Raw genomic sequence first — 15,136 nt, 5'->3', positions numbered from 1 at the left:
CGGCCGGAGAGCGCTGGTTAGCCTGCCGTTCATGATTCCGCTTGTCCGGCACCACCTGGCCCCCGAGCAGGCCGGCCCGGCGCTGCGCGCGCTGAGTGAATGGACCCCGGAAGACGTCCCCGCCGGCGGCGTGCACCCCGGCGACATCGGGTGGTATCTCCGGTTCGAGGACGCGGTCGTGTATCTCTGGACCGCCGGCGGCACGCCGGTGGCGGCCGGGTTCCTCGACGGCAAGGCGCTGCGCGTGACGACCGCGCCGGGCGCCGACGTGGAGGCGATCGCGGCGGACGCCGAGGAGCTGCTCGCACCGGACGAGCGCCGTACCGACGGCCTGCCGATGCCCGGGTTCCGGCGCGAGCTTGAGGACCCCTGGGTCGCTCTGACGTGGACCCCGCGCCCGGTGGCCACGCCCCGCGCCGAGTTCGTCGACGCCGGCTCCGCCGCCGATCGGGTGCTCGTGCAGCGCTCGGCGTTCCCCGGCTCGACGTTCACGGTCGAGCGCTGGCACGCCATGAAGCGCTCACCGGCGGGTGACCTCGCGGTGGAGGCGCTCGTGCGCACGCCGGAAGGGGCGCCCGCCGCCGCCGTGACCGGCTGGTTCGCGGGCGAGGGCAGGTGCGCGCTGCTCGAACCCGTCGGCACCCACGCCGATCACCGGGGCCACGGCTACGGCCGCGAAGCGGTGCTGGCCACGTGCGCGGCGCTGGTCGAGCGCGGGGCGAGCGCGGTCGCCGTCGTCACTCCGAAGTCGCTCACACCGGCGGTGGCGCTCTACCGCTCGGCCGGGTTCACCCTCGTACGCGAGAACCACGACTGGGTGGCCGCCTGACCCGCACAACCGGGAATGAGATCGGCGCGCCCGTTGTTTATCGCTCCCATGGCTGACCAGAACGTCGAGCTGAGCCCCACCGACTGGGTGCGGGAGCAGACGAAGAAGATCCTGGAGACCGGCACCACCGAAGGCATCGACGTCGGGGGACGGCAGGTGGTGCTGCTGACCCTGCGCGGAGCGAAGACCGGCAAGCTGCGTTACACGCCGGTCATGCGGGTGGAGCACGAGGGCAGCTACGCGGTCGTGGCGTCCAAGGGCGGCGCTCCCGAGCACCCGACGTGGTACTACAACATCAAGGCCCACCCTGAGATCCGGCTTCAGGACGGCACCGTGACCCGCACCTACGTCGCCCGCGAGGTCGACGGTGAGGAGCGGGCGGCCTGGTGGGAGCGGGCGGTCGCGGCCTTCCCGCCGTACGCCGAGTACCAGGAGAAGACCGAGCGCCGCATCCCGGTGTTCGTGCTCGATCCGCAGTGACGAGCCCGCCGCCGTCGCCCGTCCGGCACAAGAGGCGACGGCGGCGGAGTCCATGGTGTCAGGATCCGGCGGACAGGGCGCCGACCGTCACGCGCCACTCGCGCAGCCGCCGGTCCTTGGTGACGCCGAGCTGCGTGTACGGGTCCTGCTCGACGAGCGCCTGCGCCGCCTTCTCGTCCTCCGCACGCAACACGATCATGCCTTCCGTCAGGTCCGTGTACGGTCCGGCGGCGACGAGGCTGCCCTGCTCGTACAGCTTGTTCAGATGGGCGAGATGGTCGTCGCGGCGCTCGGCGCGCAGCGGGGTGTCGTGATAGCCGTAGGTCAGGACGAACAGTGCCATGGCGGGTTGATTCCTTTCATCAGTGTCATACGTGTCACCGTGCCAGCCCGTACACCCGTCGTGCGGTGCCGGCGAAGACCGCCTGCTGGTCGGCGGGCGGGAGGTGGGCCAGCGCGTCCTTCCACGCGCCGACCAGCGGGGGCATGGTGGTCCAGAGCTTCTCGACGGGGAAGTTGGTGCCGAACATCGCGCGGCCGGCGCCGAACCGGGCGATCACCTCGTCGGTGACCATGGAGATCAGGCCCGGGTCCACCCGGTGCACGAACGTGCCCTGCCCGGTGAGCTTGACGACGACGTTCGGCAGCCCGGCCAGCGCGGCCATCCCCGACCGCCACGACTCGGCCTCCTCGTCGCCGATCAGCATCCCGGCGTGCACCAGCACGAACGTGACGCCGGGGAAGTCGGCCACCAGGTCGGCGGCGTCGGCCATCTGGCCGGGGAAGACCTGCAGCTCGAACAGCCAGCCGAGGTCGGCGAGCGCGCCGACGTTCTTCCTGAACACCGGGTCCTTCATGCGGTCGGGCTCGTCGGCGAAGCGGAACTCGGGCCGCTCGTGCCAGTGCAGCTGCTGCCGCACGCCCCGCACCAGCGGGGTGATCGCGGCCTGCCGCCGCATGACCTGCGGGGCGTCCTCGTCGAACATGTCCGCCGCCGCGACCACGGCCATCGGCCAGCCGCTTTCCTCGTGCACCTCGCGCAGCCAGCGCACCTCGTCCTCGACCCGGTCAAGCGGCCAGTTGGTCTGCACGTAGACGGACTCGGTGATGCCGCAGGCGGTGGCCTCGGCGACGTACTCGTCGATCAGGTAGTCGCGCCTGATCGCCTCGTACGGGCCGAAGATGCGCGGCACCATCGGCCCCGACAGCCACGGCAGGTCCGCCTTCCGCCAGATGTGGTGGTGCGCGTCGACGATGGGGCCCGTGTACATGACGATCACTCCCTGCTGAGGGTCTTCAGCTGCTCGTACGCCGTGCGCAGGTCACGGACGCCCGCGAGCCCGTCCAGATGGCCGAGCACCGCCGACATGCCGCGCGTGACCGGCCGGTACGCCGGATCGCAGGCCAGCGGCGTCCACCACAGCAGCCGGTGGCCGAGCAGCGACAACCGGCGCACCGCCGCCCGCATGGGCTCGCAGTCGCCGCGCTCCAGGCCGTCCGACAGCACGATGATCAGCGCGCCGCGCGCCATCGTGACGTAGCGCGGGTTGCCCAGGAACGCCCGCAGCGAGGCGCCGATCCTGGTGCCGCCCTCGGCGTCCAGGACGACCTCGCCGAGCGCGGCGACGGCCGTGTCCACATCCCGCGCCCGCAGCGTCGCGGTCACCCTGGTCAGCCGGGTGCCGAAGGTGAACACCTCGGCCCGCTCCAGCCGCGCGGTCACGGCGTGCGCGAAGCGCAGGTAGGCGGCGCTGTGCTGCTTCATCGACCCCGAGACGTCGATGAGCAGCAGCACCCGGCGCGGCCGCCGCGGCCGGTCCCGCCGGCGCAGCGTCACGATCTCGCCGTGGGTGCGCCACGACTCGCGGCAGATCCTGCCGAGGTCGATCCACGGGCCGCGCCGTGCGGGCCTGCGGCGCCGCGAGCGCACGACGGGCACCGCGCGGCGCACCTCCCGCCGCAGCAGCGTGAGCACCGCCCGCTCGGCCTCGCTCGCCGGGCCGAACGCCGGCCGCCGCTCGTGCTCGGCCTGCCCGGCCTCGCGGCCCGCCCGGCCGCCGAGCGCCGCCGCGAAGGGCGTCTCGTCCCCCTTGTCGCGCGGCGCGGGCGTCTCGTCGTCGGGGGACTCCTCCTCAGGTACGGGCCGCGCCCGCGCCGTGCCGAACCAGCGCTCGAACGCCGGGGTGTAGACCTCCAGGTCCTCGGGGGACGCGGTGAGGGTGCTCGCCCCGATCCAGTACAGGTGCGTGACGTCGCGCGGGCCCGCGGCCTCGATCGCCCGCAGGAAGACCAGCCGCCGGGGCACCGGCACCCGCAGCCCCTGCTCGTGCAGATCGCGCAGGAACCCGTGCACGTGCTCGGCGACGCGCCCGGCGAACCCGGGGTCAGTCACGGAACACCTCCGCCGCGTGCCGCTCGACCAGCGCCAGGTCCTCCTCGTGCTTGACGAGCAGCCCGGCCGACCTGCGCATCGCCTCCGGCCAGCTCGCCCCTTCGCCGGCGAGCGTGCGCACGCCGCGCGCCCACGACGCCGACTCCGCGATGCCCGGCCGCTTCAGCAGCTCCAGCGCGCGGATGCGGTGCACCGCGGCCACCAGCCGGGCCACGCTCCGCTCGTCCAGGCCGGGCTCGCGCGCCTGGATGATCGCCCGCTCCCGCTCGGCGTCGGGGAAGGGGATCCAGTGGTAGAGGCAGCGCCGCTTGAGCGCGTCGTGCAGCTCGCGCGTCCTGTTGGAGGTGAGCACGACGAACGGCCGGCTCGCCGCCCGCATCGTGCCCAGCTCGGGGATCGTGATCTGGAAGTCGCCGAGGAACTCCAGCAGGAACGCCTCGAACTCGCTGTCGGCGCGGTCGATCTCGTCGATCAGCAGCACCGCGCCCCGCTCGGCCCGCAGGGCACGTAGCAGGGGCCGCTGCAGCAGGAACTCCTCCCGGTACAGCGCGCCGACGCCCCGACCCTCGGCCTCGGCGGCCCGCAGCGCCAGGAGCTGCTTCGGGTAGTCCCACTCGTACAGGGCCTGGGAGGCGTCCAGGCCCTCGTAGCACTGCAACCTGATCAGCTCGCGGCCGAGCACCCTGGCCAGCACGTTCGCGATCTCGGTCTTGCCGACGCCGGGCTCGCCCTCCAGCAGCAGCGGCAGCCCGAGCACCCCGGCCAGGTGCACGGCGGTCAGCAGGCCCTCGCCCGCCAGGTAGCCCTCCGCGCCGAGCCGCCGGCCCAGCTCGTCCTGGTCGGCGAGCACCGCGTCGGCCGGTTCCTCAGCCCGCACGGCCGGCCCGCAGCTCGTCCAGCCCGCGCAGCACCTTCTCCGGCGTGAACGGCATGCTCGTCAGCCGCACCCCGACCGCGTCGTACACCGCGTTCGCGATCGCGGGGATCGGCGCGTTCGCCGTCATCTCGCCGATGCCCTTCGCCCCGAACGGCCCGTTGTCGGCGGGACGTTCGAGTAACACGCTGGTCTGCACCGGAAGGTCGGCGGGGCCCGGCATCAGGTACTCGGTGAAGTCGAGCGGGCCGTGCTCGCGCGAGTGCGGATAGTACGGCTCCGTCGACTCGAACAGCGCGTGCGACAGCCCCATCCAGGCGCCGCCCTCCACCTGCTGCGTCGCGATGGCGGGGTTGAGCGCCCTGCCCACCTCGTAGGTGTTGTAGAGCCGCAGCACCTCGATGACGCCCGTCTCGTCGTCCACCTCGACCTCGGCCACCGTGCACGCGTGCGCCTGGCAGGAGTCCGGGTCCATCTCCCCGGTCTCCGGCACCACCGTGCTCGGCTCCTTCAGGAACATGCCCCGGCCGGAGATCGTGCGGCCCTGGCGGAAGTGCGCGGCCAGCGCCACCTCGCTGACGTGGATCTTCTTCTCCGGCGCGCCCTTGAGCCTGATGTGGCCCGTGCCGTCGGTCTCCAGGTCGTCCGCGTCCACCTCCAGCTCGTCGGCCGCCACCTGCAGCATGACCTCCCTGGCCTCGCGCGCCGCCATGATCACCGCGTTGCCGACGCGGTGGGTGCCGCGGCTGGCGAACGTCCCCATGCAGTGCGGTCCCGTGTCGGTGTCGGCGGTGTCGACGATGACGTTCTCGATCGGGACGCCGAGTGTCTCCGCCGCGCACTGCGCGACGACCGTGCGCAGCCCCTGCCCGAGGTCCACCGAGGAGAGCGTCACCACGAACCCGCCCATGGTGGTGGCGTGCACCAGGGCCTGTGAGGGGTCGCCGCCCAGGTTCATCCCGGTCGGGTAGTTGACCGCCGCGTACCCGCGCCCGCGCCGCAACGCCATCGCTCAGCCCTCCGCCCGTTCGCCCGACGACATCGCCCGGTATTCGTCCGGCAGCTCGTGACCCACCAGGTCGGCGGCGCGCTGGATCACTTCGACCAGCGCCGTCCCCGACGCGATCTTGCGGTGCGCCTTCATGTCGCCGTCCCGGTAGGCGTTGAGCAGCCGCAGCCGTAGCGGGTCCATGCCCAGTTCCCCGGCCACCCGGTCCATGTGCGACTCCAGCGCGAAGTCACCGATCGTGACGCCGAAACCGCGCATGGCGCTGGACGGCGTCCGGTTCGTGTAGACGCAGTAGCAGTCGACGTGCACGTTCGGGATCGTGTACGGGCCCGGCATGTGCGCCGCCGCCTTGGTCACGCCGTACGGGCTGTGCCGCGAGTACGCGCCCGCGTCCACGTACAAGGTGACCTGGCGGGCGATGATGCGGCCGTCGTTCATCACGCCGTCCTTGATGTAGATGCGCTCGGCCGCCCGCGTGGACGACACCTGCATCTCCTCGGCGCGGCTGTAGACGTACTTGGCGGGCCGGCCGGTCAGCATCGCCGCCAGGCAGGCCAGCGGCTCCACGATGACGTCCACCTTGCCGCCGAAACCGCCGCCCACGGTGCCGCCGACCACCCGCAGGTCCGTGGGCGGGACGCCGAGGATGAGCGCGGTGTTGTCGAGCGTGAAGAACGCCGCCTGCGTGTCACTGTGAATGCGCAGCCGCCCGTCGCCCTGCGGCACGACGATGCAGCCGGTCGGCTCGACCGGCGCGTGCTCGATGGGGGAGGAGTCGTAGCGGCCCTCGATGATCCGGTCGGCCTCGGCGAAGGCCCGCTGCACGTCGCCGAAGCGCACCCTCCGGCAGTGGTGCCCCTCGTAGACGAAGTGGTTGGTGCCGGCCTGCTTGATGATCGGTGCGCCCTCGGCCAGCGCCTCCTCCACGTCGAGCACGGCGGGCAGATCCGTATAGTCCACCTTGACCCGGGCGGCGCCCTCGCGGGCGGCCTCCTCGGTCTCGCCGACCACCGCGACGATCGGCTCGCCCCGGTAGAGCACCCGATCCTCGGCCAGCACCGGCTCGTCGTCGGGCCCCACCCCGATCAGGCGCAGCACGACGTACCAGTTGTTCGGCACGTCCTTGTACGTGATGACGCGCAGCACACCCGGCACCTGCAGCGCGCCGGAGACGTCCACGCTGTTGATGAGCGCGTGGTGCCGGGTGGAGCGGTGGATCTTGACGTGGGTCAGGCCCGGCGGCGTCATGTCCTCGAAGAAGACCGTGCGGCCGGTGACGTGGGAGCGGGCGTCGGAGCGTTGGACGGGGGAGCCGATGACGGAGAAACCGCCGTCCCCCCGCTCCCGGGCGAAGTACGAGGTGTCGATCGGGGTGAGGCGGAGGCTCATCGCTCGGCCCCCGCGGGCTCGCGCTCTTCGCTGTCGGACGCTGCTTGGCGGCGGCGTCGGGCCGCATCGAGGACGGCGTTGATGATCGGCTCGTACCCGGTGCAGCGGCAGACGTTCCCGCAGATCGCCTCTATGACGTCCTGCCGCGTCGGATCCGGATTGCGGTCGAGCAGCGCCGTGGCCGACATGATCATCCCGGGGGTGCAGAAGCCGCACTGCGTGGCGAACCCATCTACGAAGGCCTGCTGCACGTCGCTGAGCCGCTCGCCGTCCGCCTGGCCCTCGATCGTCTCCACCGACGAGCCGTCGACCGTCACCACGGGGACCAGGCACGACACCACCGGCCGGCCGTCCAGCAGGACCGTGCAGCTGCCGCAGCCTCCCTGGGCGCAGCCGCGCTTGGCGCCCGTCAGCCCGAACGTCTCGCGCAGGGCGGTCAGCAACGTCATCGAGGGGCGGGCGATCAGCTCCCGCTCCGCGCCGTTCAGCGTGAGCGTGACGATCTGTGACGGCATGCGATCCCCTTTCAGGCCCCGAGCAGGGCGCGACGCAGGTGGACGGGGTAGACCCTGGCGCGGTACCACGCGGAGGCGTACGCGTCGTCGAACGGCTCGAAGGCGTCCGCCGCGGCCGCGCGGGCGATGACCTCGGGGGTGAGCGGCTCGCCGAGCAGCACCCGCTCGGCCTCGACGGCCCGTACCAGGCGGCGCGCCATGCCGCCGACGGCCAGCCGCACGCCGGCCACCACGCCGTCCTCGACCGCGATCCTGGCCGCGATCGTGACGATGGAGCCCGAGTTGAGGTGCCGCCTGGCCGCCTTGTGGAAGCGGAAGGCGCCCTGCTCAGGGGCGGTGAACCGGATGCGCGTCACCAGCTCGCCGGCGGGTAGTCCGCCGGCGGCGATCCGCTCCAGGGGCTCACCGCGTACGCCGTCCGCGTCGAGCACGTCCAGCTCGGCGTCCAGGGCGAGCAGCGCCGCCGCGAGATCGCCGTACGGCTGCGGCACGAAGAGGTTGCCCGCCACGGTGGCGAGGTTGCGGACCGGCGGGGAGGCGATCGAGCGCACGCAAGGGGAGAGGTAGGGGAGCCGGGGGTCGTCCTCGACGTCCGCGAGCGTGGTGGCCGCGCCGATCGCCACGCTGCCGTCCTGGACCTGGATGCCGCGCAGCCCGGCCTTGCGCAGGCTGACCAGCCGGACGTCGGTGCCGGCCGCGTCGTTCAACCGGGGCATCAGGTGGGTGCCGCCACCCAGGGGGAGGGCTCCGTCTCGGAGGTATGTCCTGGCCGCGTCCGCACTGTCCGGCATCTCAACCGATATCAGCATCTGCGCTCCAATTATCGATATCGATAATTTGAAGCTAGATGAGAGGATTTGAGAGTCAAGAGGCAGTTTCGAGGGGAGGTCTGGTGGCGGAATCCCCGGTCCACCCGTCCACCGCGCCGCGCTCCGCCCGGCCGACCCTGAGCCGGCAGATCCGCGACGGCCTGCTACGGCGGATCGTCACCGGCGAACTGGGCGAGGGGGAGCGGCTGATCGAGACGAGGATCGCCGCCGAGTACGGCACCAGCCAGGCCCCCGTACGCGAGGCGCTGCGGCAGCTCGAAGGGCTGGGGCTCATCGAGAGCCGGCCCAGGCACGGCAGCCGGGTGCTGCCCTTCGCCGAGCAGACGATCCGCGAGGCGTACATCCTGCGGGCGGCGCTGGAGGAGACCGCGACGCGCCTCGCCATGCTGGCCGGGGCGCTGCCGCTCGACCGGCTTGAGGAGGCGGTCCAGGACATGTACGCCTGCGCCCGCGCCTCCGACGTCACCGGCATCGGCCTGACCAGCGCCCGCTTCCACCGCCACGTCGTACAGGCGGGCGGCAACGGCCTGCTGACCCGCGCCTGGGAGGCGCTGCAGATCGAGGCCCGCACCGCCATCGCGCTCATGGTCACCCGGCCTGAGCTGGAGCACGTCGCCGACGAGCACCGCGAGCTGCTGGAGGTCATGCGCACGGGGGACGTGGAGGCGGCCTGCCGCCATGCCCGCGACCACCAGTGGGCGTACGCCGACACGCCGCACGATGCGTACGGGACGCCGAGGCGGCCGACGTCCTGACCCTGGGCCGGCCGGGGCATGGCGGCGTGATGTCGGCCATGCGAGGTCAGCGGCCGGTGAATTTCTATGACATTCCGTGTTACTCACGATCTTCCGGCTAAGGTGCTGAAGATCCAGAGTGCTGACACGGGGGACTCATGCCGCAGGCCGAACCGCTCTGGGAGAAAGATCCGCCCGTCGGCGCTGGCCGCCATCCACCAGGCCGGCATCGTGCACCGCGACTTCCAGCCCGCCAACGTGCTGCTCGGCCCCGGCGGGCCGCGCGTCATCGACTTCGGCATCGCCCGCTCGGCGGCGGCCGGGCCGTCCGGGGTCAGCGGCGTCATGGGGACGCCCGCGTACATGGCTCCCGAGCAGCTCGCGGGCGAGCCCGTCGGCCCGGCCGCCGACGTGTTCGCGTGGGCGGGGGTGATGGTGTTCGCCGCGACGGGGACGCCGCCGTTCGGCAACGACTCGCTGCCCGCCGTGATCCGCCGGATCCTGCACGACGAGCCGTACCTCGGCGACGTGCCCGCCCCGCTGCGCCCGATCCTGCTGGCCTGTCTGGCCAAGAACCCGGCCGCCGAGCATGCAGGACGTGCTGCTCTGGCTGCTCGGCTCCCGCCCGGCCCCGCCGATGCCCCCGGCACCCCCGATCTCCCAGGTGCCGCCCGCTGGGCCGGCCATGGCGCCGCAGCTCGGGCAGCCGATCGGCCTCGCCACCGTGCCGCCCCCGGGGCGGTCTCACAGGCGCGGCAAAGGGACGGCGGTGCTGATCGGTGCGGGCGCGGTGGCCGGTGCCCTGGTGGCGGGTGCGGTCGTGTTCCTGCCACCGGGCACGAGCGGCGCGGCCGCGCCACCCGTACAGACGCCCGCCCTCGAACGGACGGAGGAGAGCGATGAGCCGGCCGCCACGACCGGAGGCCCCGAAGCGAACATCTCACCCTCCACAAGGCCCACGCCCCGCCACAGCAGCAGCCCCGAGCGGACCCCTGAGCGGACCGCCCGTTCCACGCCCCGTCCGAGCACGCCGAAGACCACGGCGGCCGCGCCCAAGACCACCGCCCCGAAAGCCACGAAGACCGGCACCTCATCCGGCGGCACCGTCCGGCTGGTGTCGGTGACGCTCGACGGCGTGAAGATGGGCGGCTGCTACAGCCCCAGCGCGTTCCCGGTCGCCACGCTGTCCGGACCGACGGGCAAGCGGATCCCGTACGGCTACCGCTGGGTCGTGGACGGCCAGGACGAGGGCTGGCTGACCGGATACCTCACCAACGGCTCCGACGTGCTGCGGCGTAGTCCGCTCAGCTCGTTCCCCGCCGGCCGGCACACAATCGTCTTCCGCCTGCTCACCCACGCCAAGGCGTCGAAGACGCTGACGTTCACGATCTGCAAAATCTGACCCTGCCCGCCGCAGGGGTGGGCGCCGCACGAAACCGCGCCGTCCACGGGGAAACCGCGCTGCGGAGAAGATCGGTTGAGGGCGCGTACGCCGAATCGGGCCGTACTCAGTTCCGCGGATGGATGCCCTTTTTCATACGGTCTGGGCTATGGTCGGGCTTATGGCGGGACCGTGGGGCACCACGACACCACGAGGCTCCCTCGCGCTATGCGGCGTGATGGGCCTGCTCCTGCTGTCCCTGCTCGCGGCCGGCCTGATGGCCGGCGCGCCCTCGGGCTGGAACGGCCCTCACCTGGTGACCCGTTCAGCCCTGGCCCCGACCTCGACCGACGACGAACACGCCGGCGACGACGGCCTGGCCAGCCTGCCACCGCAGGCCACCAGCGTCCGTGAACACCCCGTGCTGACGTTGTGGCCGCCCCTGCGCGGCACGCACGACGAGGCCGCCCACCTCGCACTGCTGCCCGGCCCGCGCCCCGACGCGGACCTGACCGGCGACCCCCAGCAGTTCGGGCACCGCACCACGGGCTCACGCAGCCCACCCCTGATCTGACGCCACCCCTGTCTTCATGATCACCATCACTCCAGCGCAGCGCTGGAGGCCCCCGCATCCGACGCGGACGCGCCGTTATCCCCTTTTCGCGTACAGCGAGGAGCAGATCAGCGTCATGGCCGACGACAGATCAGTCCACACCCACCTGCAGCACTACACCGAGCACCTGAACCGGCTCGAGGAGCTGCGCGAGCTGCTCGACGAGCGGCTCGCCGCCACCGACCCCGTGCTCGACCACGCCGCCGCCCACCGCATCAGCGACGCCCTGGACCGCATGGACCGCGGGCTCTACGGCATCTGTGAGTGCTGCGGTATCTTCATCCCCTTCGACCAGTTGCTCCAGGCTCCGGACCGTACGGCCTGCGCGAGCTGTTCGCATGTACGCCGCGAGGAGGCCGCCGCCTGACCGAAGCCGCTGCACCGGAGCCGTCTCACCGGCGTTGCCTGACCGGCGCCGCTGACCGGCGCGCCCGGGGTGGCCGCCGCCCGCACCGCGACCACCCCGGGACCCGCCGTTCCGGCATGCGCTGATCGCGGCGGGCAGTGCTCGCGGCAGCCGCCGAAGCGTGCGATGTCCGGCGCGACGAAGGCGGCCTCCGGCGTGAGCGCCAGCGCCTGCCGCATGGACGCCCGCCGGACCGCCCCCGGAAGGCCGGCTCCCCGCACCCGCTCGTAGTGGCGTCCGCCGATGGTGACGTCGACCATCGGGTACGGGTTGCGGGGCCGCGGCTCACCGGCGCCGACCGCCGAGGCCAGGCCGACCGGCCCCGGCCGCACACGCCGTCAGAGGTAGCGCGCGAGGAAGTCCGAGAGCGTGCGGGCCAGCGTCACCCGCTGGTCCGACAGCGCGTGGTCGGTGGGCAGCACCCGGTGGTGGAGACGCTCGACGGGATGCTTCTCGTACGCCGCCACGAGCGGGTCATGGTGCACCTCGCTCGGAGTGACGTCGTCGCGGCCGGTGCCCACCAGGAGCACGGGCCGGTCGGCGAGCCGGGGCGCGAGGCCGGCGAGCCGCCAGGCGTCACCGGCGGCCTCCATCTCGGCCACGAGCGCCTCCCCGCTGGTGCCCTTGAGCGGGGTGAGCGAGCCGGCGAACGCCTCGACGTACGCGGCGCGGCGGCCGGGATCCTCGCGGCACTGCGCGACGGCCGCGCCGAAGTCGAAACCGGCGATCGAGGCGACGGCGGCGATATGCGGGTCCGCCGCCGCGGTCATCAGCGCGGCGAAACCGCCGAGGCTGTGCCCTGCCACCGCGAGCCGCGCGGGATCGAGCCGATGCGCGGAGGCGAACTCCGGCTCGCGGACCTTGGCCACCACGGTCGCCGCGTCCTCCAGCATGTTGCCCCACGACCAGGACCCGCCCACACCCCACGAGCCGCGGTAGTGGAACACCAGCGCCGCGTATCCCGCCCTGCGCAGCGCCTGGGCGAGGTCGAAGTTGCGCTCGTTGCCGGGAAAGCCGTGGAGCAGCACGACCACGGGGTGCGGCCCGCGCCCGGCCGGCACGTGCAGCACGCCGAGCAGGTCCTCGCCCGCGCTCTCGAACGTCACCGCCGGCGTGGTGGCGGGGAACTCGGCGTCGAGCGGCGGGTCGACGGCGAGAGGATCGGTCATCGTACGCTCCAAGCATCACGTCAGGACAAGCCGGTTGCAGCATGTCAGACGGGACCCGGGCATCGGACGCCGGAGGGCGCTTGACGGGGACCCGTGCGTGCGGCCACGAACGGTCGTTCGAGAAAGGACCGCATGCGCGACGTGCTCAACCTGTGGCGACAGCCGCTCGGCGAGGTGCCCGGCGAGGTCTGGGAGCGTACCGGGCTGGAGGTGCTGATCCTCGCCGAGACCGGGCTCATGGCGCTCCCGCCCGAGATCGTGCGGCTGCGCCGGCTGGTCACCCTGGACCTGGGACACAACGAGCTGACGTCCCTGCCCGATGAGCTGGGTGGGCTGACCGGCCTGAGCGGCTGCCTCTACCTGCACGACAACCGCCTGCGCGAGCTGTGGCTGCGCGGCAACCGCATCGAGCACCTGCCGCCCTCGGTGGCCGATCTGCGCGAGCTGCGCCACCTCGAGCTGCGCGACAACCGGCTCGCCGAGGTGCCGGAGCCGATCGCCGAGCTGCCGCTGCTGCGCCAGGTGGACCTGCGGGGCAACCGCATCACCCGGCTGCCCGGCTGGGTCGCCCGCATGCCCGCCCTGGAGAAGCTCGACCTGCGCTGGAACCCTTGCGACCCCGACCCCTCCCTGCTGGCCGCGCTGGAGGAACGCGGCTGCGTCGTCCTCACCTGACGAACGCGCCCGACCTCTCCGCAGGCGCGCGCCGGTGATGCCCGCAGCACGGGCCGGAGGCCGCCGCCCCGCCACCGATGGTTCTGCCGCCTCGGTCTCCAGCCGGAGTCCGCCGAGGCCGCTGGGGCCGCCGCTGAGCCCCGCCCGGGACCATCGAGCTGGTATTTCATGTATAGCCTATAGGAAATATTGACTTTATGAGGGCGTGATCGTACCTTCGAGTGCATGAGCCAGGGCCTTCTCCTGACCCGGCGCCCGCACGTGGACCACGGCCACGTCTCCAGCGCGCAGTGTCGCTGATCACGGATCCTCCTCGCCCCGTGCCCGCCTCGGGGGCGGGCACGGGGGAGGAACCCCTCTTTCACCCGGGCACCCGGGCATCGGCGCGCCCGCAGCCTGACCACCGCCGAGCGCCGCTTTCCACCTGGAGGACCACGTGACGAGAAAACTGCACCTCAACGCCTTCCTCATGGGCGTCGGCCACCACGAGGCGGCCTGGCGCCACCCCCGCAGCGAACCCGGCAAGATCGCCGACGTCCGCCACTACCAGGAGCTCGCGAAGATCGCCGAGCGCGGCGCGCTCGACTCGGTGTTCCTCGCCGACGGGCTCGCGCTGCGCGGCAAGGTACGCCACAACGCGCTCGGCGGCCTCGAACCGCTGACCCTGCTGACGGCCCTGGCCACCGTCACCGAGCGCATCGGGCTCATCGCCACCGTCTCGACCACGTACAACGAGCCCTTCCACGTGGCGCGCAAGTTCGCCTCGCTCGACCACATCAGCGGTGGCCGGGCCGGCTGGAACATCGTCACCTCGGCGAGCGAGGCCGAGGCCGCCAACTTCGGCATCGAGCGCCCCGCACACGCCGCCCGCTACGCTCGGGCCGCCGAGTTCCTCGACGTCGTCACCAAGCTCTGGGACAGCTGGGAGGACGACGCGATCCTCGCCGACCGGGCGGCCGGCACGTACGCCGACACCGACAAGATCCACCCCATCGACCACACCGGCGAGCACTTCTCCGTCAAAGGCCCGCTGAACACCTCGCGCACCCCGCAGGGCCGCCCGCTGCTCGTCCAGGCCGGCTCGTCGGAGGACGGCAAGGAGTTCGCCGCCCGCCACGCCGAGGCCGTCTTCACCGCGCAGCAGACCCTGCAGGACGGCCAGGAGTTCTACGCCGACCTCAAGCGCCGCCTGGCCGCCTACGGGCGGCGGCACGACGAGCTGCTCGTCCTGCCCGGCATCTCACCGATCATCGGCTCGACCGAGGAGGAGGCGCGCGCCCTGGAACGAGAGCTCGACGAGCTCATCATCCCCGCGTACGGGCTGGCGCAGCTGTCCTACCTGACCGGCATCGAGCTGACCGAGGAGCACCTGGACGGCCCGCTGCCCGACGTGCCCATCGAGACCGAGGGCGCGCAGAGCCGCCGCAAGCTCGTCGTCGAGCTCGCCAGACGCGAACGCCTCACCGTCAGGCAGCTGCTGTCGCGGCTCGCGGGCGGGCGTGGCCACCGCGTCGTCACCGGCACGCCCGAGCAGATCGCCGACCAGCTCCAGGAGTGGTTCTTCAACGGCGCGGCGGACGGCTTCAACATCATGCCGCCCCTGCTGCCCAGCGGTCTGGAGGTGTTCGTGGACCACGTCGTACCGGAGCTGCGGGCACGCGGGCTCTTCCGTCACGAGTACGACACCCGCACCCTGCGCGCCCACTACGGCCTGCCCCGGCCGCCCTCCCGTTACGCCGCCCGCCGCGAACCCGTCGCGGTCTGACCGGCCGGGGCCGGGGGAGCGGGGCCGCCGAGCCGCTCCAGGCGCGGGCCGGCCAGGCGGGGGCGGGCGGGCTCG

17 protein-coding genes and 1 pseudogene are annotated in these 15,136 nt (G+C 72.6%); 9 read left to right on the top strand and 9 right to left on the bottom strand.

Annotation, left to right across the window (positions count from 1 at the left end; all coding sequences use genetic code 11):
- Positions 1-31: 31 nt before the first annotated feature.
- Positions 32-829: a GNAT family N-acetyltransferase gene (locus AB0K67_RS32470; protein ID WP_364067919.1), complete on the top strand. Its 798-nt coding sequence runs from the start codon at positions 32-34 to the stop codon at positions 827-829.
- A 48-nt stretch (positions 830-877) separates the two neighbouring features.
- Positions 878-1,309, top strand: coding sequence for a nitroreductase family deazaflavin-dependent oxidoreductase (locus tag AB0K67_RS32465; RefSeq protein ID WP_364067917.1), 432 nt, complete (start codon positions 878-880; stop codon positions 1,307-1,309).
- A gap of 58 nt (positions 1,310-1,367) precedes the next feature.
- Here the strand turns inward: AB0K67_RS32465 and AB0K67_RS32460 are convergent, their stop codons facing one another.
- Genes AB0K67_RS32460 through AB0K67_RS32425 form a run of 8 tightly spaced genes read right to left on the bottom strand, consistent with a single transcriptional unit; the run spans position 1,368 to position 8,279 of the window.
- The gene (locus tag AB0K67_RS32460; RefSeq protein ID WP_364067915.1) at positions 1,368-1,652 is read right to left on the bottom strand and encodes a YciI family protein; all 285 of its coding nucleotides are present in this window, start codon (positions 1,650-1,652) and stop codon (positions 1,368-1,370) included.
- A 34-nt stretch (positions 1,653-1,686) separates the two neighbouring features.
- Positions 1,687-2,580, bottom strand: a complete 894-nt coding sequence (locus tag AB0K67_RS32455) for an amidohydrolase family protein (protein ID WP_364067913.1) — start codon at positions 2,578-2,580, stop codon at positions 1,687-1,689.
- 5 nt (positions 2,581-2,585) lie between these two features.
- On the bottom strand, positions 2,586-3,701 hold the full coding sequence (locus AB0K67_RS32450; RefSeq protein WP_364067911.1) for a VWA domain-containing protein: 1,116 nt from the start codon (positions 3,699-3,701) through the stop codon (positions 2,586-2,588).
- Entirely contained in the window at positions 3,694-4,578 is an 885-nt protein-coding gene (locus AB0K67_RS32445) for a MoxR family ATPase (RefSeq protein ID WP_364067909.1), read from the bottom strand. The genes AB0K67_RS32450 and AB0K67_RS32445 overlap by 8 nt, the downstream gene beginning before the upstream one ends.
- Positions 4,568-5,584: a molybdopterin cofactor-binding domain-containing protein gene (locus AB0K67_RS32440; protein WP_364067908.1), complete on the bottom strand. Its 1,017-nt coding sequence runs from the start codon at positions 5,582-5,584 to the stop codon at positions 4,568-4,570. Before AB0K67_RS32440 ends, AB0K67_RS32445 begins: the two co-directional genes overlap by 11 nt.
- A 3-nt stretch (positions 5,585-5,587) precedes the next feature.
- Positions 5,588-6,973 carry a molybdopterin cofactor-binding domain-containing protein gene (locus AB0K67_RS32435; protein WP_364067906.1) on the bottom strand — a complete coding sequence of 462 codons (1,386 nt, stop codon included), beginning with the start codon at positions 6,971-6,973 and terminating at the stop codon, positions 5,588-5,590.
- On the bottom strand, positions 6,970-7,488 hold the full coding sequence (locus AB0K67_RS32430; RefSeq protein WP_364067905.1) for a (2Fe-2S)-binding protein: 519 nt from the start codon (positions 7,486-7,488) through the stop codon (positions 6,970-6,972). Before AB0K67_RS32430 ends, AB0K67_RS32435 begins: the two co-directional genes overlap by 4 nt.
- Positions 7,489-7,499: 11 nt before the next feature.
- On the bottom strand, positions 7,500-8,279 hold the full coding sequence (locus AB0K67_RS32425) for an FAD binding domain-containing protein (RefSeq protein WP_364068051.1): 780 nt from the start codon (positions 8,277-8,279) through the stop codon (positions 7,500-7,502).
- Positions 8,280-8,380: 101 nt separating this feature from the next.
- Between AB0K67_RS32425 and AB0K67_RS32420 the strand changes: the two genes are divergently transcribed.
- The 5 genes and pseudogenes from AB0K67_RS32420 (at position 8,381) to AB0K67_RS32400 (ending at position 11,413) form a co-directional block, all read left to right on the top strand.
- The gene (locus AB0K67_RS32420) at positions 8,381-9,073 is read left to right on the top strand and encodes a GntR family transcriptional regulator (RefSeq protein WP_364067904.1); all 693 of its coding nucleotides are present in this window, start codon (positions 8,381-8,383) and stop codon (positions 9,071-9,073) included.
- A 66-nt stretch (positions 9,074-9,139) separates the two neighbouring features.
- Positions 9,140-9,571 (top strand): annotated as a pseudogene (locus tag AB0K67_RS32415) (protein kinase); the annotation flags it as partial.
- Between the two features lie 70 nt (positions 9,572-9,641).
- Positions 9,642-10,454, top strand: coding sequence for a hypothetical protein (locus AB0K67_RS32410; RefSeq protein WP_364068056.1), 813 nt, complete (start codon positions 9,642-9,644; stop codon positions 10,452-10,454).
- A 160-nt stretch (positions 10,455-10,614) separates the two neighbouring features.
- On the top strand, positions 10,615-11,007 hold the full coding sequence (locus AB0K67_RS32405) for a hypothetical protein (protein WP_364067902.1): 393 nt from the start codon (positions 10,615-10,617) through the stop codon (positions 11,005-11,007).
- Positions 11,008-11,122: 115 nt separating this feature from the next.
- A complete protein-coding gene (locus tag AB0K67_RS32400; RefSeq protein ID WP_364067900.1) occupies positions 11,123-11,413 on the top strand; it encodes a TraR/DksA C4-type zinc finger protein in 291 nt (96 codons plus the stop codon).
- 377 nt (positions 11,414-11,790) lie between these two features.
- On the opposite strand, the gene AB0K67_RS32395 is transcribed toward AB0K67_RS32400, so the two are convergent.
- On the bottom strand, positions 11,791-12,621 hold the full coding sequence (locus tag AB0K67_RS32395) for an alpha/beta fold hydrolase (RefSeq protein ID WP_364067898.1): 831 nt from the start codon (positions 12,619-12,621) through the stop codon (positions 11,791-11,793).
- Positions 12,622-12,753: 132 nt separating this feature from the next.
- Between AB0K67_RS32395 and AB0K67_RS32390 the strand changes: the two genes are divergently transcribed.
- Together AB0K67_RS32390 and AB0K67_RS32385 are read left to right on the top strand one after the other, a co-directional pair.
- Positions 12,754-13,296, top strand: coding sequence for a leucine-rich repeat domain-containing protein (locus AB0K67_RS32390; protein WP_364067896.1), 543 nt, complete (start codon positions 12,754-12,756; stop codon positions 13,294-13,296).
- Between the two features lie 436 nt (positions 13,297-13,732).
- Positions 13,733-15,061, top strand: a complete 1,329-nt coding sequence (locus AB0K67_RS32385) for an LLM class flavin-dependent oxidoreductase (protein ID WP_364067894.1) — start codon at positions 13,733-13,735, stop codon at positions 15,059-15,061.
- Positions 15,062-15,136: the final 75 nt, after the last annotated feature.

The organism is Nonomuraea sp. NPDC052634 (assembly GCF_040678535.1).
Taxonomy (GTDB): domain Bacteria; phylum Actinomycetota; class Actinomycetes; order Streptosporangiales; family Streptosporangiaceae; genus Nonomuraea; species Nonomuraea fastidiosa.
This window is presented reverse-complemented; position numbering and strand designations above follow the sequence as displayed.